Origin of the sequence: Aquimarina litoralis (assembly GCF_039523995.1) — a bacterium.
Lineage (GTDB): Bacteria > Bacteroidota > Bacteroidia > Flavobacteriales > Flavobacteriaceae > Aquimarina > Aquimarina litoralis.
Genome location: NZ_BAAAGE010000002.1, coordinates 739,014 through 762,359, shown reverse-complemented (window position 1 = coordinate 762,359; position 23,346 = coordinate 739,014). Strand labels below are relative to the sequence as shown.

Genomic DNA, 23,346 nt, shown 5'->3' with positions numbered 1-23,346 from the left:
ATCCCGTTCTAAACAGAACAGGATTTGCTCAATAACCCCTATCAATTATGATAACTAAACTTAATAGGTCCTAAATGATTACTGCATTAGCTTTTTAGAAAGCTCCTGTAACTCAGCCGACTTAGCTGTCATATAATCATTTAGCTTTTTTACATCATCTCCAGAAAGGTTACCCATAACTTCCTGTGCTTTTGTTCCTAACTCCTGACCTTTTTGCCCTAAAGAAGCGAAAGCTGTCATATCTTTACTTTCTACTACCTTTTTGTATTCTTCGATATAAGCTTCATAAGAATCTACATATTCCTGAACTTTTTGGTCGCTAAAACTAGGAACACCATCAGATGATGTTGATTTTGCTTCACTGCTTTTTTCTTCAGTTTTTTCTTCAGTCGCTACTTCTTCAGTCTTATCTGCAGTATCAGTAGCTTCAGATTTAGTTTCATTTTTACAAGAAGCTGCAAACAAAACAGCGATAATTAATGCGAAATTTAAAATGGTTTTTTTCATGATTTTTATATAAGTGTTAATTAATCGATTGGTTTTAATTATGGTACAAATATATCTTCGTAATAGAAGTCACCAAACACTCTTTTCCGTGAAAAAAACACCCTGTTTTCAGGGAGTTGACTGTTTGTTTCTTTTGTAGAAACTTGTTTATGAAGGGTTTGTGTGTTATTCTTTAAAATCGTTTATTAAAAAACGAATTACTTGCTGCTTAACCATAATCAATAAGGGACAAATCCCTGTTTGTAAAGGGTAAAACACCTATTGTCTTCAAGTATAGTGTCTTGTAAGTTTACGATATCAACTTTAAAAATATATTACAGATGAAATCAAAAACAACTATTGTATGGTGTATGTTGCTATTGTTTACGACAATGGCTTGGGCACAAAAAACAAGAACTATCAATCAACAACAGTTCTCCGAGGAAAAAGAGGGTTGGAAATTGGTAGATGAACAAACGGGGCAGAAGTTTGCACTAAGTGATGAGATCACGATTCAGTTTCAAAAAGCACCTTCTCAAAGGGCCATCCAACGATTAGAAGAAACCTATGGGATGAAACTGATGAGAAGTAACAGACTTGGTTTTTATGACTTTAAGATCATTACCAGAGGTAAAATTCTGGATACGTATGATAAAATGGCCCGAGAGGTAGATGCTCAGCAAATCTTCACAAATACTATGGGATCGTATATCTTAACACCAAATGATCCGCTTTTTGGCGTGCAATGGGGATTGGAGCAGGTGAGTGATGCCGATATTGATGCCGAAGATGCGTGGGATATAACCACAGGAAACAGTAATGTTATTGTAGGGATATTAGATAGTGGAACCGATTGGACTCATGAAGATTTAGGATTAGGAACCGATGGATACCAAAACGTATACCTTAATCCTGGAGAAGATGCATGGGCTAATCCTAATGATCCTACCACAGGAAATGGGATTGATGATGATGGTAATGGTTTCGTAGATGATTGGAAAGGTTGGGATTTTCATAATGGTGATAATGATTCTAGGGGACCTTTTTGGCATGGAACCCATGTAGCTGGAGTAGTTGGTGCTAAAACCAATAATAATACCGGTATTGCAGGTATTGCTGGTGGTAATAATGGTGTTGGAGCAAGATTGATGTTAGAAGGTGTTGGAGATAATTTTCCAAATGCAGCTATTTTGGATGATGCGATCATATACGCAATGGATAATGGAGCAGATATCATACAGTTAAGTTTGACTGTTGGGAGCTCGCCTGCGATTAATACAGCATTACAAAATGCATACAATGCAGGCGTATTTATTGTATGTGCAGCAGGTAATTCTGGAGGCGGAGCAATATCCTATCCAGCTTCAAATGTAAATGTGTTTTCTGTTGGAGCAACTACCAATACAGATGCTAAAGCAGGTTTCTCTCAGTTTGGACCTAATCTAGATCTTGCTGCTCCTGGAGTGGGAATTAGAAGTACTCAGAACGGAAATGTATATGCTAATAGCGATGGAACTTCCTTTGCTGCTCCTGCGGTTTCAGGAGTAGCTGCTTTAATGTTATCTGTAGATCCGACATTAAGTAATCAGGAGATTGAAGATATTCTAAAATGTACTGCTGATAAGGTTGGAGGTTATAATTATAACTGGAATGCAACAGAGCCAGGGCATTCTCAAGAGCTAGGATATGGTAGATTAAATGCGCATCAGGCAGTATTGGCTGTGGATACCTCTGATATGTATATACGAGATACCGTGGCAGATGACGGTACCGAACCATCTTCGGGAACGATGTATCTAAGCCCAGATATTTGGGTACGAAACGATGATGATGGTATATTAACACATGAAAATCCAGAATACAAACTCTTAAGTCCTAATTGGGTGTATGTAAGAATTAATAGAAAAGATTGCTCTAATATCGATGATGGAGTGCTTAAGCTCTATTTCAGTAAAGCTTCTACAGGATTATCATGGCCAGTACATTGGAACAATTACTATCAAATGGTAGGAGGAAGTAATATTCTGCACGGTGATTTTATTGGTGATGTAGCCATTCCTACGTCTCCAGATGATGAGATTATTGTAAAAATTCCTTGGTATCCACCAAATCCAGCAGACTTTGTAAATGATGTACACCACTTTTGTTTACTAGCAAGAATAGAATCTGCTACCGATCCAATTGGAGTTGAGGTAGCCTCTGTTTGGCAAAACACTAAAAATAATAACAATATTGCATGGAAAAATGTTAGTGTCTATGATATAAATGCGTTCAACAATGTAGCACCAGCAGTATTTATCAGAAATATAGATAAAAGAGTGAGAGCTATCAATCTTCAGTTAGCTGTTACGGAAAACAAAACAGGAATCCCTTTTGAAAAAATAGGAGCTTTTTATTTAATGCCAGATGAAAAACTAAATGAATTGTTAGGAGAAGCTAAGATGGAAGGAATTGAGCGTGTGGATAGGAATATTTATAGAGTGTATGAACCTAAAGCGATGATTTACAACGTTAGGGCTGAACCTTATGAAACCTTTAGTGTTAAACTACTCGTAAAACCAGAAGTAGCGCTAAAAGAAGGAACGTATCTTAATTACAATATTTTACAAACAGATGAAGAATTCCAGCCTATGGGAGGAGAACAGTTTACAATAGGTAATTTTGGTGGCAAGCAAGATGATAAAGAAGATGCTAGACCGGTAGAAGAAATCAAGACGATTGATTTTAGTGCATACCCTAATCCAACACAAGGAGAAGTAGCAATTCAGTTAAATGATACTTATACTAATGTAGGGATAGTGATCAGAAATATGGCTGGTGATGTTATCTATGCAGATCATCAGAAAGAAACTGACCGTTTTGATGTTGAGCTAAAAGGATATAAAGGATTGTATTTTGTAAAGATCATCACTGATGATGGTGAAACGAAAACAATGAAATTACTTAAGAATTAATCCCAGAGATATACCACAAGATTTGTCAAAAACCGCTCTTCAATAGGAGCGGTTTTTTTGTTTTATACTTATTAATCTTCAAGACAAATACCGAGCTTTCACACTGAGCTTATTGGGCTTCGAGACTGATGCTGAGCTTCCTCCATAGGCGAACAGGTGTCGAAGTACAGCCGAAGTATTTCTCGAAAGGTAAGTTGTCATATTGGAACTCCTCCAGAAACTGATAGATATAAAAGCATCGTCCGAAAGCTATGCTTATATTGTAACCCACTTATACCTCATACAATACCATTCGTCTACACTTTTTGTTTATTAACCGAAATATGTGTACCTTTCATAGGTAATTTTCTTCACTCAGATCATAGATGTATTATTTTTACACTATGCAATACCTTAAAGACACCGTATTTTTTCGCGAAGCCATTCAGGAATTAAATTATTCCTTTGGAAATTTTTATTTATTCGATGGTTATGTGGTTGGCGAAATAAATGAAGATGTTGTTTTTACCTGGGACGATCATGCCAAAATTCTGGTAGAACACCTTACCAACTTATACGATCATAATGGCGGAGAAATTGTATATATTACCAATAGAGTACATTCTTATGCCGTAAAGCCAAGTGATTGGATTAAGTTTTACAGAAGTGAATATAAACTTCGTGCTTATGGTATTGTAAGTTATACTCCCAAAGGGTTAATGAATGTGTTATTAGAAAAGTTGTTTATGCGCAACAAGATCAAGGGATTCGACACTTTAGGAGATGCCATTCATTGGGCCAAAGTACTTACTAGTGTCATCCGATCAAAAGCTAGTTAATATTTTATTCTTACATACCCTTTTGGTACTGCACTTATCTACAGTTTATCCGGGAATTTATACCTATATCGAAATAATTTGTTTGAGTATGGCTCCTTCCATATATTTTTGATATTTTACTGCTCCAAATTCCAAATTGTCGCGCTATGGCCTTTCAGGCAAAACTTTTTATTAATGACGAAGAACGAAATGTGCTGAACAGCGCATTTTTGTATCAACAATTGGTAGATACTAATGGTCGACCTCAAACGACCATCCAAAATGGTAAAATTCATTTACTTGTAGAGTCTACCAAAAATGATGAATTATTTTATGATTGGATGTTTTCTACTCATACCATGTATAACGGTTATGTTCGCTTTTACAAGAGGGATGGGTTTAGTAAGCTATTTGATTTTGAGTTTGGTAATTGCCATTGTGTACAATTAGATGAAAAATTTAATGCTGAAGGTAATGATCCTTTAAAAATGGAATTATTGTTATCGCCAGGTATTCAGAGAGTACGTGGACAGGTTTTCGAAAAAAACTGGAATCCCAGCAATCCTTTTGCTGAAGCCGCTCCGATTACGGAGAGGGAGGAGAATGTTGAACCCGAAATAGAGGATATGTATTATACTGATATGGATGGAAATAGGATACCAGATGATGAATTACAGTCAGGAACTGCTGTTTATCTTGTATTGAAAACTAAAAATGGTGTAGGTAAAGATGTTGATATAGATCTTGATGATAATCAAAATGACTTTAAGTACAATGGAGAAGTGCTAACAAATGATATTATTGAAGATCTAACAATCACCTCAGATACTCAAAAAATTAAATTAGAGATTATCACTCAAAAGAAATAGAATATGCCAACGCTAACATTCAAGGATTTTCCTAACATATTTAAATCAGTCCCTTCTCTTAAAATAGTAAGACCAAAAGTGACAAAAGCCTATTTTGCGGAAGCTACTATAGAAGAAGTGGAGGTAGAGGGTGAATCAGGCGAACAAGAAAATGAAATTTATACTGTAGTTTCTGGTGATACGCTAGGTAAAATTGCTAATAAAAAAGGTACAACAGTTGCTGCTATTATAGAAAGTGATGCAACAATTACTACTGCAAATCAAAATAGTTTAAGCATAGGACAGCAGATAACATTACCAAGCACTGTTCCTGCAAAAGAAAAAAAGAAAAAGATCACTTTTAAAAAAGTAAGTACAGGGAATTTAGGTGCTGAAATTTATGTAGTAGTTGAGACAGAATTACTGGAAGGCAAAACGATGGCAATCAATATTCGCCAAGGTAAAGAAAAAGGAATCGAAGAGTTGGATGAGAATATAATGCTTAAGGATGATCAAGGTAAATATCACCAAATGATTAAAACTACAATAGGTGGTATGAGTGAAACAGATTTTGTAAATAAAGATGACTTCGTGAATCATGCAATTTTTAAAATAGCAATTGATCACAATGATGATGACAGAAAGAAAGAATGGATTAAGTCATTAAGTGAGGCAACGGATAAGAAAACCTTATTATATATTTTAGCTGATGCACATACATTAGAAGGACAGACTGAATTAAATATTCAATATCTCGGAGATACCGAGGAAGGTGAAATTCGAGGTGAAAAAATAACAAATAGGTGGTTAGACACGGATGGACAATGGTTTGAATTAAAAAAAGGTTGTGATTGTGGTAAAAGTTTAAATCTTAAATTTAAATGTGTTAAATATACGGGTTCTAGTACTACACAATATGGTCCATTATATAGTGGTACAGTTAAAACAAATTCTTACTCAGGTTGGGATAATTTGGTTAGTGAGGGTAAAGTGACAAATATTGAAAAAGAAATAATAATTGCTGTTACCAAAAATGAGGGAAAGTTAGATACAGTACATTCATATGATAGTGAAATTCTTTCAGCAGGTTCTTCTCAAAAAACGGTTAATTCATCGGGTAAAGGAGAGTTTCCAAAACAAGTAGCCAAATTCAAAAAGGAATTTCCCGATAAATACAAAGAATTTTTTGAAGATTGTGGATGGTTGTTAGAAAATGAAGATAGTATGAGTTATAAAGATCCTTCTGATTCCTCATCCGCAAAACTTACTGGAAGTTCATTAAAAACAAAAATTAGAGAAGGATTTGATAGTTCTAGTTATAATACAAAATTGAAGTGCGAAATTTTAGAGCCAATTGTTAAAGCTATGAAAGACCCTGATTTTCAAAGTTTGCAAATACTTGATGTAAAAAAACGTTTAAATTCAGTGTCTAAATTTAAACCTAGCGGTTATTCATATAGAGTCAAAGATTATTTGAAATCTAAATTAGGTAAAGCCGTGGCTTTAGATCATCATATCAATAGACCAGCATATGTTAAACCAGATTTGGGAAAAGCTTTGGATAATTTTTTTACAGCAAAGGATTCTGAAGTTGATGAGTATAATAAGAACAAAGAAAAAAAGGATCAAAAAGCTAAAATTTCTAGAAATCCAGCTGATTGGGGAGATAGTCATTCTGACTATGAGACCACTATTCTAGAAGATTATGGTGTAAACAGAAGAATGTCTAAAAGAAATGGTGTTAGCGTTGCTTCTGGAAGATATGAGCATTTAAAGACAGAATTATGAGATATTTAATTGTATTATTGATAATTGTTTTCTCTTGTAAAGAAAAAAAGAGTAAAAATATTTCTTCTATTGATGATAAAACATCTAAGGATATCAGAATTGATACTATAAGTAGCTATAAACAAATAGATACTATCATACACACCATAAAAAATGATACTTTAATTTTTAAGCTTAGTGATAAGGTTCTTTATTTCTCAGATAAAGTAGAAAATCGTTGGAAGAAGATTCAAGTAAAAAAACTTGAGAATGGAGTCATTACTAATGTTAGTACACCTAAAGAGTTAAGTTACGAGAAAAGTGATATTTCAGATTTTTCTCCCAACCAGAAATATCTATTATTACATGCGATAGAAAAAGGAGAGCTTTCGGATGGAAATTCTGTTGAGGAGATAGAAAAGTATAACTGTATGTTTTTAGATATTCAAAATATTAAGTTGTCTGACAAATATGAGGATCTATTTTGTAGTGGCGAATGGAAAGATCAAGATAAATGGATGGTTGATGAAGAAGAAACTTATCGATTAGAAGAGATATTTAAAAATTAACTTTTGAAGGAGAATTTTATCTTTTGGCTCACTTTGTTTATTTTGAATTTATCAAGTCAAAAAAGAAATGAGATTATAATAAGAACAGTACAAGATGTTCCATTAAATTCAGTAATCAAAAAAGACTGTTTAGATACTTTAATTTTAGAAAAGAGAGAAAACAAAATTTTCAATCAATTTGTTGTACAAAAACAAAAGAATTCATCACTTTCCGTAATTATTAAAGCAATTCAGGATTCGACCTTGTCTGGAGTATTAACAGAGAATGAAAAAGATAAATTGATAGAGGTTGTTACGAAAGTTAAAACTATTAGTGCTAAAAACTTACAAAGAGTAAATCCAACTGGTAATTGTGGTACATATTTCCAAGATAAATCGAGTGTTGATTTACTAGATATCAATTTTGATTACAACTTTTTTAGACCTGATGGTTTCCAAAATACTGAAGAAAAAGATAGAGAGACTTTAATATTAAAGGAATATATAGATTCATCAAAAGTGGTTTTTGAAAATGAACCTTTTTACTCAGAAAAAGGTTCTTATTTTGAGATAAATAAAAACAAGGATCAATATTTTTCTAAAAATTATGAATTCTACTCTAATGATGGAGGAGATTTTTTTACTACATATAAGATTTCAAATATTTTAGATTATGATAATAGTTGGTTAAAATCAGGAATACTTCATCGTTCCTTTTTTAAACATTATTCTACCGAAGAAAAAAGGTTTATTGATAGCACAGAAGATGAAACGTTGGATGTTATGTGGCACTATACATATTTTGAAACTCAATTAGATGAAAGTAGCTCATATATTAATAGTATAATTATTTATTATGTTACTTTAGACAGTAGTAACTCTTCAGAGAAAGTTGAGTTTACAATAAAAAAAGATTTATTAACATTCAAAGGCATTGTTTCTGAGTAAATAACACGACAACAAGATTATTGTAAACGGAAAATATTTTGTATTCTGATTTATCGGGTTTGGGAATTATAAAATGATATCTAAAAATTTATCACATACATTATTTCATATATCTGAGTATTGGTTACACAGATTTATCTTTAATAGCTTAATGTTTTGCTTTTTTTTCTTTTCTATATCCTTAGCATATGGGCAAAAAAGTAATAGTGAAATTTGGACAGAGGAACATGAGTTTATAGAAGAGAATGATCAAAAAAGGGATGTTTCTTCTTTTCTGTTTTCAAAGTATAACTTCAAAAATATGCTAAGTAATTCGTATCCCAATTATCAAAATGATCCAGCTATGCCTATGAATGGGATTTTTGGTAAAGACTATGAAAAAATAGAAATATTTTTTACTGAAGTATCCCAAAGCGAAAATCCACAACATTATATGGTTGAGGGTAAATCCAATTTAAAAGGAGTTATATGCAAATTCAAGGGTATGATAAAATTGGATAAAGCGGATCTGTATTACGGTGATAGAGAACTAGAGGTGCAACGTATTATTATCAAAGGAACATATAAATTTGAAGAGCTTAGATCAGAACCAAATTCAGGGATTTTTCAAGGAGGTATAAAAATCATTTGTATTCCTTTAGTGCCAATAACCGAACAAAAAATTGTATTTGATCTCAATGCTCCGCAAGAAGAAGGTGTTATAAGAGGGTTTGTAGGGACATGGACATCACATCAAAGTTCGAAACAGAAAAAATGTTTGTTTGGATTTTATAGATTTCCATATAAGTTTGCTCCAGATTTTGATTTAGGGGCTGGAGAAAGTGTGATTAATTTAAAATACGCAAAAACGTGGTTTGATTACACTCCAAAGGAATGGAAACAGATTTACCAAAAAATCAAAAATGGAGATTTTGATAGTGGACCACATATTTATCAAACAGACAAAGATTATGGTATTCACATTAATGAACCTGTTTATAAATACGTAGGAAAAGATGAGTGGTATTTACGTTAAAGAAGGCTAATTTTGTATACAACCTAAAAAACACATTCTATTGAAAAATCTATTCATCTTACTTACGCTGAGTCTTCTTATTTCCTGCAATTCCAATTCTAAACCTACAGAAACGAAACAAGAAGGTACTAAATTAGAGGATGCTGTAGAGCGTATTCCGGAAAAAGTAGAAGACGCTGTAGAAAGTAGAGAAGAACCTGTAGAAACCAATGAAACTTCTGATCAACCTGAAGAAATTTTCCAACCAACCTCATTCATTGCTAAAATTCTAGACCAATTGGGAGTACAACCCAAACAAGTATATGAGGAGTTTGTGGTGCAAAAGGTAATGCATTATGATACCAGTAGTACAATTGTGGTCATTCCTACTGTAGCGAGTCAGGAGTATGATTGGGAAGTTTTTACATTAAATAGTTATGTATTGGTAGTGGATTCCGAAACAGCGAAGATCAAACAACAGTTCTACGAAAAAGAAAGCTGGTACTCAGATGCTATTGAGCTTCGGGAAATAGGAATTGATACTGCTAACTATATGGTTGCTGAAGGGAAAAGAGCTTTTGGAGTTACACTGTATTATATTGGAGCTTCCAGACCGAATCCTATGAATTCTAAAACACTGTCTTTATTCATTCAGGAAGAGAATACATTGGTGCAGATTTTAGATGAATTCGAAATACATTCCTTTTGGGGTGAGTGGGACGTTCAATGTACCGGAGAATTTACTAAAGTGGATAAGATTCTGATAATGGATACCAATCCGTATAATGGATTTTATGATATTAAAGTGCGAGTAGAAACTAAAAATATAGAATCTTTTGAAAAAGGAGAAGATGATTGTGATGAAAAAGAAACGACACAGAAATCTGAACAATTACTACGCTATTATGATAGTTATCAGTTGTATAGTAGAACCTATGTTTTAGAAGAAACTGCTTCTTGTGGATTAGAAATTAAATTAACAGGCGACCAGTACCATCTAAAAACTAGCAAACGAGAACACGCTGGAACCTATAAAATCCAAGATGGGTATATCACCTTCAAAGGATTATTAGCCGATAATCCCAAAAGAGAAGTACAAGGTAGTTATAACGAAGATGAAATCGTGATACAAAATTATGGTAATGCCATGAATGAGTTTACCGTCTTCGAAGAATGCGCAGACCAAAAGTACTTGCGTTTGGTGTTAGAGGATTGATGTTTTTAATTGCATCCTTCTAAATCTCCCTTCGAAGGATTATAAATACTTCCATTTAGTCTAGAAAGGTATTTATTTTAATAATGAAGTGGTTTAAACTTTTTTCAATTTGCTAAAAAAATACTTTTTTGTACCCATATTTCGCAATTTTTGACTTCCGTAGCGCTGCTATGCAACTAAAAAATTACTTCATCTGATCACAAAACTGCTATTTTTCACTTAAATCAAAAAAGTTTAAACCACTTCAATTCTTAGTGATTTCTGTTCAGTATAATAATTGCTGTATACCGTCCTATCAAAAAGAATTTTAAAAATCAAGGCAGCCGTTTGGGGTTGGGATCAAAAACTGTTTGAACGTAGTGAGTTTTTTTTATCCGTGGCTGATGATGCCGTAGTATTTTCTTAAGTTCGTTTTGTAAGCCTAGACTTTTTTGTTTCTTTTTTTGGCAATGAAAAAAAGAAAAGAACTAAATAGATTAAAGGAAATTACAATGATATAACTTTTTAAAAAAAAAGGGAATCTTCCAACCATAACAGTGGTTTTCAGGGGTGTTTTTCATGTAGGAAAATTGTTACTTTGATTTCAGCAACTGACAACACACAAAGCTATGCCCATTTTTACGATTCAAGAACACCTAGAACATTATCAAACATTAAAAAGTCAATTTGTATCTCCATATCATAAATCACAAGTACTGATGGAGGTAAACTTATACAAAAAAGTAATACAAACAGGACTTATCCAACATATCCAGAAAAGTCCGATTATCGAATTCTACACGACAACAGACAGAAAAGAAATACCAAAAAAGCATTGGACACCACAGATGAAAAATGCTGCATTGGCCTATATAAAAGAATATCCTGTTTGGGATGCAGGTAAGAATTTTTCTGTGATAGGGAAGACTCTATTTTCTATAGCAGGTATTGGAGTATTAGCGGCTTGTATTTTTATTTTTTATTTAGCTTTTTTTACTACTCCGCAGTCTAAAAATGCTATCGATGAGTTCGTTTCATTACCAGAAATAGGAGATAAGTATTACGGATTTATTCATCAGGTCATTGATGAAAACCAACCACCTTTTTTAGCACATGGATGGATCAAAATAGTAGAAACTAATCCAAAAGATAGTACGTGTAAGTATGTAACAAGCGCTAGTGTAGGAGATCTTACTTTTGATACGCTAGAAGCTGAGCACACCAATTTTTCTGCCCAGTTAATCGAAGGGAAGTTTATCGCCGACAAATCTTCTCAGAAGATTTCTATTGTTTCGTATGACAAACGGATGAAGTTTGATGCACAAGTCATGGGAAATAACAAAGGGCATTATAAAATAAATTCTATTAAATAGGAATACTTATATCAATCACAAATCTATTCAGTGTCTCAAATTAAAAAAAAGGCTTTTCAAGTACTCGTTATAATCAGTTGTTTAACCATTTTAGGTACAAGTTATTATCTTATAAAAACAAGTATCGATCAAAAGAATCGCACTAAGAAGATACAACAGGAGCTTAAAGAAGAACTTATTCGAGATTGGGATTACCAATATGCCAAACTAAAATACGAAGCTTGTAATTGGAGTAGTATCTATGCACAGATCACATTGATAGAAAACAGAGATACAGTAGCATATGATAATTATACGGTATCTGATTTTTCGAGAAAACATTCTAGAGTGATTCAGTTTTGGGATCGTATTCAAGAAGATCCGTTTATAAAACACTATCAGGTACTTGATCCACAATTAGACAAAATATTTCCATATGGAGATTCTTTGCGACAGCTTACCAATACCTATAAAAATAGAATGAAGTTATCCGAATATATCACTTCCTTACACGCTTCTTTTAATGATATAGTGAATCATACAAAAGAAACTGATAGTATTATAAAATATCAAACCATACGCGAGGACACCTTTACCACTTATTTTTATTATTTGAGCAAGCTAGATCGTACGTATTATGATCTTCTTTTCGAAGACTATCCAAAATCATTGTATTATCTAGTATCTGGAGATAAGAAGCTAGAAAAAGAAGCTGTTTCGCGATTGATTTATAGACAAACGCAGGAATTAACCTATGTAAGGGATCATGATAGTTCTTCTCCTATGGGGAAATTTAGAGATTATATGAACACATATCTGAAGAGGGATACTGATTCTTTAGACAACTTTGTAGTAAAGAAAAATGATAGTAAACTTTTGTTATTAGTCAAAACACTTCAATTTAAAGAAACAGATGCTGTAGCGTTAAAAACTGATTATTTACAAGCCTTGATTGATGGTGCATCAATATTCAAAGATCAATACACAAAAGAGGTGTATGTGTATTTAGAATTTTTTGATCCTGAAAATTTCTACACAGATATCTGGATACAGACGCCAAACCAACGATATGATAAGGTAAATTATCCAGATGATATTCCAAGGATGTTATCTGATTTTTATAATGTTGATGCCTATCAATACCATATCAAAGGCTCTTTTTCCGTTCTTGATGCTTGGTATCCAAAATTAAACCGTTAATAATGTTCTCGGTCTAGTCCAAAGAAAATACTACTTCAAAGTGGACACGTGTCTAAGTGCTGTCGGGCTTCGACTCCGATCAGCCCTCGGAGTCCGAATACTGAGCTGTAACATTGAGTCTGTTGGGTTTCGAGATGGATACTGAGCTTGTCGAAGTACAGCCCTCAAATGAAAATCTAACTCTGAGGCACTCGAAGGATGGCAATGAAAAAAAGAATGTATCAACTATAAGAAGTTATTTAAACAGTACATATTTTTCGGGCTTCGACTCCGCTCAGCCCTCGGAGATATAACGAAACCCTCAGTGCTGTCAAAGTACAGCCCTCGAAACATTTTTTAATCTCGTCCTAAGAAAATAATACGTAAAAAATGAAGAGAACGAAGCGTAACATAAAATTGTAAAATGTTGTGGGATATAGTATAGCACTTATACTATTGATCAAATTATTGTTTATGTTAGTACATATAGTTTCATTTTATGTAGCGGAGTGATCAAAATTTTTAGTATTGTTTTCTTCAGACTAGCGTTTTTTGGTTCTTTTTTGGGCAATGCAAAAAAGAATGTACACAACCCTCGGAATAATTCGAACACTGAGCGAAGCCGAAGTGTAAGCTTCCTCCATAGGCAGACACATGTCGAAGTGCTTTTCGAAAGGCAGTTAAAATGTTCCTTAGTCAATTAATTTCTCCTAAAACATCAAAATATTTTAAAAATAAACAGGAACTCAATAAAATACCGCTAATAGCTATCATTATTAGCGGTATGGTATTGCATGAAACGTACGATTAGTTTTACAGGTTTATTATCAATTACTGTAATATAATTCTTTTAAAGTACTGTTCTTCCGAAGTGTTAATTTGTAGTATATACACACCTCGATGTAATGATGCTACATCGATAGTTTCTGTAAAAGTTCCTTTTTGCACCACTTGCCCAGCAATATTATATATCTTATATGCGCTGTCATTAGGATCGTTTAGAGTAATGTGTAATAAGGAGGTTGCTGGGTTCGGATATATAAATATGTCTTTGTCAGAGCGTTTAACGTTATCAGAGTTTATAAAAGGAGTAGCTCTTCGATTTGCATCTATGATTACGGTATAATCTTCTACTTCTCCAAATCGGAATGATTCACATGAATTAGGGATGGCGTTATATTTCATAGCCACTCGCATCCTTGTGGTACCACTAGATGTTCCCGATGGAATAGTAAAACTTCCTGTATTAACAGCATCTCTAGAAGGAGCTTTAGACCATACCAATTCGTTGGTGTCAGTAAAATCACCATCCTTGTTGTAATCTATCCAAACGGCATAGCCTTCATTATACACTGTACCTGACCAAGTGGGGGTAATAGTAATCGTATTTGTAGTATTGAGTGTAGTAGAAGAGGAGGTAAAATCTCCATATCCTCCAACAGAAGCCGCCGATATGTTGTCTATAGTTCCTAATTGTACTCGGGATATATATTCTTCGGTTGGGTTTTGACCATTAGCATCACAATATGTTGCGGGTGGTTCATCTCCCGTAGTAGTTGTAATGCGTAGATTATCAATTGCTACATCGCTTCGCGGTCCTAGCCCTGTAGTGCTATCCATACGTATTTGGATGGTGTTTCCAACATAAGTACTAAGATCTAATGTAGTAGAATTCCAGTTATTACCTTGATTCCCTTCTAACAACCAAATAGTTTTCCAACCATTACCATCATTTACACGAACAGTCAAATTTCCAGTATTAGCTCCAAACATATGATAATCAAAAGTTAGAAAAGCAGTTGATAATCCTGAAAAATCCATACAAGGGCTGTTTAGCACAGCTCTTTTGGTAGGGAAACCTACGTTGGTCCCGCTAGCTTCGGTATAGAGATAGAAGTTTCCATCATTAGCAGTTTGTGGTCCAGAAGATGTGGTGGGTGTACTACCAGATCTACGTGTCCAGTCAAAATCAGTATTCCCAATATGAGATAGATCTAGGTCATTTTGTTGCCATAGTCCAAGACCGTTTTCAAAACTTTCTTCATATGGAAACGTACTGATTGTATTAGAACAGGTAAATCCAGGATTTGCAAGATAGAAATCATATGTAGTTTGTAAAACATCAATAGGATCTTCGGCAAAGTTGGTTTTACTTACATTTAGATCTACCGTTACATGACCATAATTGCTATATAGATCATCTACTTTGGCAACTCTTAAAAAAGCGGATTTAGAACTAGTTTGATTACTAGCACAATTGGATTGCGCTCCAATACGTTTTGCTCCTTGTAGGGCTGCCATTAGCTTATCTGCTAAAGTTCCGTTAGCGTTTAGAAAGCCAGTTTCCATATCATCTAATACATCTTGCGAGATGAGGATATTTCCTTGTATCGCATAGTTGGGTCCTACAATATGATTGGCTACGGCACCGTTCTGGGTTCCCGTAAATCCGGCTGATCTGGGTGTTCCTCCGGAACCACCGATAAGATCTACAATTCCATATTGACGGGATTGATTGGATCCCGATGCTGGATCATTAGCAAATAACCAATTTAGGATGGCTTGTGGACTATCGCCAGCTTCCATTCGGTCTCTTGCTGCTGCTTGATTCACGGGACTCCAGGCGGCTTGGGTATTAATTACTCCAATTCCTAGAATAATATCGTTAATAACTACGGCACCTTCTTCCCCAGAGAGGTCATCAATATCGAGACAGGTAGCGCCTGCACTTCCCATTTCTCCAGTTACTGGATCAACAGCAACGATCGAAAATGTGTGTTGTGCTTGTGTTTGAATGTTGTATGCTGCTAGTATACATACTAGTAGCACCCTAAGAGAGTTTGTGGTTTTTTTCATTGTTATATTCTTTTTGTGTTACTCGTAAAAGTATCAAATCATATACAATAAGACAATGAATTATACATAAGCAATAAAAATCTCCTAAGGAGGTCTTTCTCTCGTATTTGAACCGTCGGAATCCTTGATCGTAATCGGGCTTCGACTCCGCTCAGCCCTCGGAATCCGAACACTGAGCGTAGCCGAAGGGTTGGCAATGCAAAAAAGAATGTGTCAACTATAAAAAGTTATTTAAACAGAACATATTTTTCGGGCTTCGACTCCGCTCAACCCTCGGAATGATTCGAACACTGAGCGAAGCCGAAGTGTAAGCTGTCACAACGCCAGTATATTCTTCAAAAACCAAATCAAAGCTGTCAGTAACGATCTACTGAGAAAGCGTTTAATGAAATATTCAAAATGTACGTTTCTAAAAAGAATACGTTTTTAATCCTTTGTATCATAGTGATTTAGCAAAACGTCAGCCTGTCAGTATACGTTTTGTTGATTGAGAAATATATAACGATTTACAGAAAAAGTTAGTAATTAATAAGTTAAGTTTTGTTTTTAACACAAAATTATCAATAAAGCCAATGAATTCTTAAAATATCGGTATTGTAATTGACGATACATCATCTCAAATGAATGTTAAACTCAATCTGGATGTGTTTATGTTGAGTTTTAGATATTGTTGTCACACTGAGCCTGTCGAAGTGCTGTCGGGCTTCGACTCCGCTCAGCCCTCGAATGGAGTCCGAACCCTGAGCGTAGCCGAAGGGTGAGCTGTCACACTGAGCCTGTCGAAGTGGTAGCCGAAGGGTGAGCCTGTGATACATTAGTCTTTTATAGATTGACAATTGATATTTAATCAAAAGCAAACCTCCAGATTACTAAAACAAATGAAGTATGAGTAATGTATTAAACAACCGATTATCGGTAACCGTAGATCCAGCAGTGATCACAGAAGTAAAAAACAGAATTGAGGAAATCAATACGCTGTTACCATTTTTAACAGGATTGACGAAGGAGGAACGTAGAACCCTTCCAAAGATCAATCGTAGTAACAAGATCTTTGTAGAAGATACTTTGGACAGTATGCGTCAAAACGGGAATATCCTTCCTAATTTTATCAGTGTGGATGAAGTGGAGAAGGATTATGATTTGTATAATGAGCTTAAGGTGCTGGCATTAGAATTAGCACAGTTAACCGAAAAGGTTAATGACACAAGGATCCTAGCAGGATCCGAAGCCTATACCACATCCTTATTAGCGTATAAAATGTTTGGGGTAGCTGCTAATAGTGGCGTAGCAGGAGCAGAGGCGTTGCATAACAGACTCAAAGAACGTTTCGTAATTGCTGGTGGTAGTAGTACCGATGACGATATCCCAGACGAAACGGATGAGAATTCGGATGCAGCGTAATGAGACTTCGGGCTTCGACTCCGCTCAGCCCTCGGAATCCGAACACTGAGCGAAGCCGAAGTGTGAGTAGAAGTATCGAAGTACAGCCCACGCTATTTACCAAACACCCCTAATCATTAGCAATAATGGTTAGGGGTGTTTTTTGTTTTGTAATGTGGGAAATATTAGTATATTCGATTTTTAGTTTACTCACCCCACCCCAAAATAGTAAATACTACAACAACAATTATGTCAGAAGACCAAAAGAAACAGCATCTGGAACAACAACTCTGGAAGATCGCTAATGAACTGAGAGGAAAAATGGATGCTGATGATTTTAGAGATTATATACTAGGATTTATTTTTTATAAGTACTTGAGTCGTAAAATGGAATTGTATGCCAATGAAATTTTACAACCGGATGGACTTGCATATGCATCCATTGAAGATCATAAAGAGGCAGATGCCTATCTCGAAGCTATCAAAGGAGAAGCTATAGATGCCCTAGGGTATTTCTTAAAACCCTCAGAATTATTTAGCGAATTGGCAAGAAGAGGAAATACCGAAGGTAAAGGAGCTTTTATTCTAGGAGACCTACAAAAAGTACTTAGAAATATCGAACAAAGTACGATGGGTAGCGAAAGCGAAGAAGACTTTGGTAATCTGTTTGAAGACCTGGATCTCACTAGTAGCAAATTAGGAAAGTCTGAAGAAGCTAAAAATGAACTTATCGTAAAAGTGTTATCTCATCTAGAAGCGATTAGTTTTGAGTTAGAAGATACGGAAAACGATCTGTTAGGAGATGCCTATGAATATTTGATTGGTAAGTTTGCCTCTGGTGCTGGTAAAACAGCAGGAGAGTTCTATACGCCACAACAGGTGTCTAAAATATTAGCCAAGTTGGTAGTTGGCGATAAGAAAAAACTAAAAAGCGTCTATGATCCCACCTGCGGATCAGGATCATTATTATTGCGAGTTTCCAGAGAGGTGGAAGAAGTTGGAGGGTTTTATGGACAAGAGAGTAACCCTACGACTTATAACTTGTGTCGTATGAATATGATCATGCACAATGTACACTATAAGCGTTTTGATATTTATAACGAAGACACACTGGAGAATCCATCTCCAAAACATAAGGATCAAAAGTTTGAAGCCATTGTAGCAAATCCACCATTTTCTGCGAAGTGGAGTGCCAGTCCGTTATTTATGAGTGATGATCGTTTTTCATCTTATGGTAAATTAGCACCAAAAACCAAAGCAGACTTTGCCTTTGTACAGCATATGATACACCAGCTGGAAGATGATGGTACCATGGCCTGTGTATTACCACACGGGGTATTGTTTAGAGGAGCAGCTGAAGGGCATATACGTAAGTATTTAATAGAAGATTGTAACTATCTGGATGCAGTAATAGGTTTACCTGCCAATATCTTTTATGGTACGTCGATACCTACATGTATTTTGGTATTAAAGAAGAAACGACAACAAGTAGATAGAGTGTTGTTTATTGATAGCAGCCAACATTTTGAAAAGGTAAAAACACAAAACATCTTACGAGAAGAAGATATCGATAAAATCATAGCTACTTATAAAAACTATACCAATGATGAACTAAGCAAAGCAGAAGTGGACAAATACAGCTATGTAGCCACTCTTAGTCAAATACAAGAAAACGACTACAATTTAAATATCCCAAGATATGTAGACACTTTTGAAGAAGAAGAACCTATAGATCTAGCAACTGTATCTCAAGAGCTACGACAGGTGGCAGAGGCTCTCGAAGCCACCGATAAAGAAATCGCAAGTTATTGCAAAGAACTAGGCATCGAAACTCCTTTTTAACCTATGGAAGCAGCTGTGATAGAAAAAAAAGAAACAAAGTTGGTACCTAAATTACGATTTCCTGAGTTTAACGATAATTGGGAGAAAAGAAAACTATCCGATTTTTTATCCTTTAAAAATGGAATCAATGCAAATAAGGAGGATTATGGAAGAGGCTATAAGTTCATAAATATTTTAGATATAATTAATAACGACTATTTGATTTATAATAAAATTGTTGGACAAGTCAATATTTCTAAGGAAATTTTTGATAAGAACATTGTAGAATATGGGGATATTCTTTTTCAACGAAGTTCTGAAACCAGAGAAGAAGTTGGACAATCAAATGTTTATCTAGATAAGTCTCAGAATGTAACTTTTGGAGGATTTGTAATAAGAGGGAAAAGGATTAATGATTATAATCCAATGTATATGAATTTCTTGCTTAAAACCGATAAAGCGAGAAAGGAGATGATTGCAAAAAGTGGTGGTAGTACAAGATATAATATAGGTCAAGAAACTTTGAAAGGCGTTCAAATTCATATGACAGGTTTTTCTCAGGAACAACAAAAAATAGCCTCTTTTTTAAGTACCATAGAAACCAAAATCCAACAATTACAACGTAAAAAAGAATTGCTTGTGCAATACAAAAAAGGAGTGATGCAGCAAGTTTTCTCACAACAGATACGATTTAAACCTGCCCTGAGCGAAGTCGAAGGGGAAGATGATGGGAGTGAATATCCGAAGTGGGAGGAGAAAAGGTTTGGAGATATAGGTAAGTTTATTGGAGGTGGAACTCCTAGTAGCGATATTGAAAGTTATTGGAATGGAAATGTCCCTTGGATCTCAAGTTCAGATCTTGATGAAAATTCAATTAACAAAATTAGTATTACCAGACATATTACTAATATCGCAATAGAAAAATCTGCAACTAAAATTATTCCAAAAGGTAGTTTAGTTATTGTTTCAAGAGTAGGAGTTGGAAAATTTGCTGTTGCGCCTGAAAACTTATGTACTAGCCAGGATTTTACTAATCTTATATCAGATCAAAATACTATTTTTTTGGCTTATTATTTATCTCATTTTAAGAGTTTATTGTTCAGACTTTGTCAAGGAACTTCAATAAAAGGTTTTACGGGTAAAGATCTAGGAACATTGAAAATAGGATTGCCAATTATTCAAGAACAACAAAAAATAGCTGATTTTCTATCTGCTATCGATGATAAAATAGATAAGACAGTAGCACAAATCGAAATAACACAACGATTTAAAAAAGGACTACTACAACAAATGTTTGTATAACCAATATATCTTAAAGCCTATAACCAACAATATGACTGCCCAATCAGAAGCGATCTTAGAAAATAACCTCATCAAACAACTTGCACAGCAAGGGTATGAAAGGGTATTGATCAAAGATGAAGATAGTCTGTTGTCTAATCTAAAAAAACAATTAGAGAAGGTAAATAACACAATCTTTACTGATAAAGAGTTTGATGCCATCCTGAACCACCTGGCAAAGGGTACCATTTTCGAAAAGTCAAAAACCTTGCGTAGTCGTTTTCAATTAACCTGTGATGATGGGGAGTCAATCTATCTGCGGTTTTTCTTTGCAGAGGATACTAACAAAAATATGTATCAGGTATCTAATCAAATATCACAAGAGGGAACCTACAAAAACCGCTATGATGTTACCATTTTAATCAATGGATTACCCATTATACAAATAGAACTTAAAAGACGAGGGATAGAGCTTAAAGAAGCGTTTAAACAAATATGCAGATACAAAAGACAAAGCTTTTGGGTCAATCGAGGATTGTTTCAATATGTACAACTATTCATAATCAGTAATGGGGGTAATACAAAGTATTATGCCAATAATCCATTGTCCGCCTTAACTTATAAACAGACCTTTTTCTGGGCAGATGTCAATAACAAAAACATCACGGAGTTAGCAGATTTTGCCAAGTCCTTTCTAGATATTCCACATCTGGGTAAAATGATTGCCCAATACATTGTACAAAACGAAACCTATAAGGTATTAATGGCATTACGCCCATATCAGTTTTATGCTACAGAGGCGATGATTCATCGGGTACAAACGTCTCATGAGAATGGATATATCTGGCACACCACCGGTTCTGGTAAGACATTGACTTCTTTTAAAGCAAGTCAGATTATAATGGATCTACCAGAGGTACATAAGGTAGTCTTTGTGGTGGATCGTAAAGATCTAGACTATCAAACGATGAAAGAGTTTAATAGCTTTAAAAAAGATAGCGTAGATGTAACCGATAATACCAAATCATTGGTCGATCAATTTACAGATCCTAATAGTCCATTGATCTTAACAACTATTCAAAAGTTAAATAACGCTATTTCTCCAGGGCGTTATCAAACAAGTATGTCGCATCTGCAGGGCAAACGGATCATTTTTATATTTGATGAATGCCACCGCAGTCAGTTTGGAGATACGCATAAAAGAATTACCGATTTCTTCACCAATAGCCAACTTTTTGGTTTTACTGGTACCCCCATCTTTGCAAATAACGCGCAAAAGAACGAGTTGGGCAAACGCACCACCAAAGATCTTTTTGGTACCTGTTTGCATAAATATGTAATCACTGATGCAATTCGAGATCAGAATGTATTGCGATTTAGTATCGAATACATTGGTCGCTACAAACAAAAAGGAAATACCCTTATCGATATTGAAGTAGAAGATATTGATACAAGAGAAGTACTGGAAGCACCAGAACGTATCGAAAAGATTGTAGACTATATCATACAATATCACCATACCAAAACGACCAATAGGGAGTTTTCTGCTATGCTGGCTGTGAGTAGTATTGATACCTTGATTACCTATTACGAATTCTTTAAAAAGAAAAAGGAGGAAGGCGAACATAATTTACGGATTGCGACCATCTATAGCTATGGCGCCAATGAAGAAGATCTGGAAGCAACTGGATCTTTGCCAGATGATGGTATGATGATGGCAGCAGAACCCAGACCTGTGTATAAAACTAGTCATAGCAGAGAAAAACTAGATGAATTTATCCTTGATTATAACCAGATGTACAATACTAGTTTTTCTACCAAAGATGGGAAACAGTTTGAAAACTACTTCAAAGATATAAGCAAACGTTTAAAAGAACGGGAAAAGGAAAACTTTAAGGACAAAGATAGATTGGATTTAGTCATTGTAGTCAATATGATGCTCACAGGTTTTGATGCTAAAAAGGTGAATACGATGTATGTAGATAAAAATCTACGCTATCATGGATTGATACAAGCCTACTCACGTACCAATCGTATTCTCAATGAGAAAAAATCTCAGGGTAATATTGTTTGTTTTAGAAACTTAAAAGAAGCTACCGATCAGGCCATCTTTTTGTTTTCAAACAAAGAAGCCAAAGAAGAGATCATATTACCCGATTATAACAAAATAGTCACTGATTTTAACGAGGCGGTAATCGAGTTATTAAAAATTGCACCTACCTACAAAATGGTAGATAATCTCATTAGTGAAGATGATCAATTAGCATTTGTACAAGCATTTCGTAAACTAATGCGGCTTAAAAATGTATTAGAATCTTTTGTAGCGTTTAGTTGGGACGATCTAGCGATGCCTGAGCAAACCTTTTACAACTATTTGGGCAAATACCTGGATTTAAGGGATCGTGTAAAGAGCGATCACCAAATGCAAAAATCGTCTATACTCGATGATATCGACTTTGAACTAGAGTTGGTACATCGTGATGTTATTAATGTTGCGTACATCCTAAAGCTGATTACCAAGATGAAGGAGGAAAAGGATGCTCAGGCAGCAGCACAACAAAAGAAAAATATTATGGATCTCCTTACCGGGGAGATTACACTACGAAGCAAACGTGAACTTATCGAAAAGTTCATTGCGCAACAATTACCCCACATAGATCACATCGATCGTATCGAAGATGAATTCGAAAAATTCTGGAATAACGAAAAAGTACTTGCTTTAGGCAAACTATGCGAAGAAGAAAACCTGGATCAAAAACAGTTTCAGGCACTCATCAATGCCTATGTCTATAGCGGTCAGGAACCGATACGAGAAGAAGTGTTCAAATGCCTGGACAACAGGCCTAGCGTTCTAAAAGCCCGAGAAATCGGAGAACGTATTATTAGCAAAATGAAAAACTACATTCAGACCTTTATAGAAGGGATGGTGGGGTAGTTTGT

16 protein-coding genes are annotated in these 23,346 nt (G+C 34.8%); 14 read left to right on the top strand and 2 right to left on the bottom strand.

The genetic code is table 11. The features are described from left to right. Positions 1 to 78: 78 nt before the first annotated feature. Complete coding sequence (locus tag ABD077_RS12320) at positions 79 to 507, bottom strand: hypothetical protein (RefSeq protein WP_343912605.1); 429 nt, start codon at positions 505 to 507, stop codon at positions 79 to 81. 320 nt (positions 508 to 827) lie between these two features. Here ABD077_RS12320 and ABD077_RS12315 point away from each other — a divergent pair, with 320 nt between their 5' ends. The 10 genes from ABD077_RS12315 to ABD077_RS12270 all read left to right on the top strand — a co-directional run bounded on the left by ABD077_RS12315 (position 828) and on the right by ABD077_RS12270 (position 13,089). Then, a complete protein-coding gene (locus ABD077_RS12315; protein ID WP_343912604.1) occupies positions 828 to 3,440 on the top strand; it encodes a S8 family peptidase in 2,613 nt (870 codons plus the stop codon). 383 nt (positions 3,441 to 3,823) lie between these two features. Then, positions 3,824 to 4,258: a hypothetical protein gene (locus tag ABD077_RS12310; RefSeq protein WP_343912603.1), complete on the top strand. Its 435-nt coding sequence runs from the start codon at positions 3,824 to 3,826 to the stop codon at positions 4,256 to 4,258. A 146-nt stretch (positions 4,259 to 4,404) separates the two neighbouring features. Next, positions 4,405 to 5,106 (top strand): type VI secretion system tube protein TssD, encoded by a 702-nt coding sequence (tssD, locus tag ABD077_RS12305; protein WP_343912602.1) that lies wholly within the window; start codon positions 4,405 to 4,407, stop codon positions 5,104 to 5,106. Between the two features lie 3 nt (positions 5,107 to 5,109). Further along, complete coding sequence (locus ABD077_RS12300; protein WP_343912601.1) at positions 5,110 to 6,873, top strand: LysM peptidoglycan-binding domain-containing protein; 1,764 nt, start codon at positions 5,110 to 5,112, stop codon at positions 6,871 to 6,873. Further along, positions 6,870 to 7,421, top strand: a complete 552-nt coding sequence (locus ABD077_RS12295; protein WP_343912600.1) for a hypothetical protein — start codon at positions 6,870 to 6,872, stop codon at positions 7,419 to 7,421. Before ABD077_RS12300 ends, ABD077_RS12295 begins: the two co-directional genes overlap by 4 nt. Positions 7,422 to 7,463: 42 nt before the next feature. After that, positions 7,464 to 8,348, top strand: a complete 885-nt coding sequence (locus ABD077_RS12290) for a hypothetical protein (RefSeq protein WP_343912599.1) — start codon at positions 7,464 to 7,466, stop codon at positions 8,346 to 8,348. A 151-nt stretch (positions 8,349 to 8,499) separates the two neighbouring features. Continuing rightward, the gene (locus tag ABD077_RS12285) at positions 8,500 to 9,363 is read left to right on the top strand and encodes a hypothetical protein (protein WP_343912598.1); all 864 of its coding nucleotides are present in this window, start codon (positions 8,500 to 8,502) and stop codon (positions 9,361 to 9,363) included. A 40-nt stretch (positions 9,364 to 9,403) separates the two neighbouring features. Next, on the top strand, positions 9,404 to 10,558 hold the full coding sequence (locus ABD077_RS12280; protein WP_343912597.1) for a PA3715 family protein: 1,155 nt from the start codon (positions 9,404 to 9,406) through the stop codon (positions 10,556 to 10,558). Between the two features lie 608 nt (positions 10,559 to 11,166). Then, positions 11,167 to 11,910, top strand: coding sequence for a hypothetical protein (locus ABD077_RS12275; protein WP_299897191.1), 744 nt, complete (start codon positions 11,167 to 11,169; stop codon positions 11,908 to 11,910). 30 nt (positions 11,911 to 11,940) lie between these two features. Continuing rightward, positions 11,941 to 13,089 (top strand): hypothetical protein, encoded by a 1,149-nt coding sequence (locus ABD077_RS12270; RefSeq protein WP_343912596.1) that lies wholly within the window; start codon positions 11,941 to 11,943, stop codon positions 13,087 to 13,089. A gap of 810 nt (positions 13,090 to 13,899) precedes the next feature. Here ABD077_RS12270 and ABD077_RS12265 read toward each other — a convergent pair. After that, on the bottom strand, positions 13,900 to 15,924 hold the full coding sequence (locus ABD077_RS12265; protein ID WP_343912595.1) for a DUF1028 domain-containing protein: 2,025 nt from the start codon (positions 15,922 to 15,924) through the stop codon (positions 13,900 to 13,902). Between the two features lie 885 nt (positions 15,925 to 16,809). On the opposite strand from ABD077_RS12265, the gene ABD077_RS12260 reads away from it, so the two are divergent. The 4 genes from ABD077_RS12260 to ABD077_RS12245 all read left to right on the top strand — a co-directional run bounded on the left by ABD077_RS12260 (position 16,810) and on the right by ABD077_RS12245 (position 23,341). Continuing rightward, positions 16,810 to 17,325, top strand: coding sequence for a hypothetical protein (locus tag ABD077_RS12260; RefSeq protein WP_343912594.1), 516 nt, complete (start codon positions 16,810 to 16,812; stop codon positions 17,323 to 17,325). A 228-nt stretch (positions 17,326 to 17,553) separates the two neighbouring features. Then, the gene (locus ABD077_RS12255) at positions 17,554 to 19,146 is read left to right on the top strand and encodes a type I restriction-modification system subunit M (RefSeq protein ID WP_343912593.1); all 1,593 of its coding nucleotides are present in this window, start codon (positions 17,554 to 17,556) and stop codon (positions 19,144 to 19,146) included. A 3-nt stretch (positions 19,147 to 19,149) separates the two neighbouring features. After that, positions 19,150 to 20,427 carry a restriction endonuclease subunit S gene (locus tag ABD077_RS12250; RefSeq protein ID WP_343912592.1) on the top strand — a complete coding sequence of 426 codons (1,278 nt, stop codon included), beginning with the start codon at positions 19,150 to 19,152 and terminating at the stop codon, positions 20,425 to 20,427. A 31-nt stretch (positions 20,428 to 20,458) separates the two neighbouring features. Next, complete coding sequence (locus ABD077_RS12245; protein WP_343912591.1) at positions 20,459 to 23,341, top strand: type I restriction endonuclease subunit R; 2,883 nt, start codon at positions 20,459 to 20,461, stop codon at positions 23,339 to 23,341. The last annotated feature ends 5 nt before the right edge of the window (positions 23,342 to 23,346 follow it).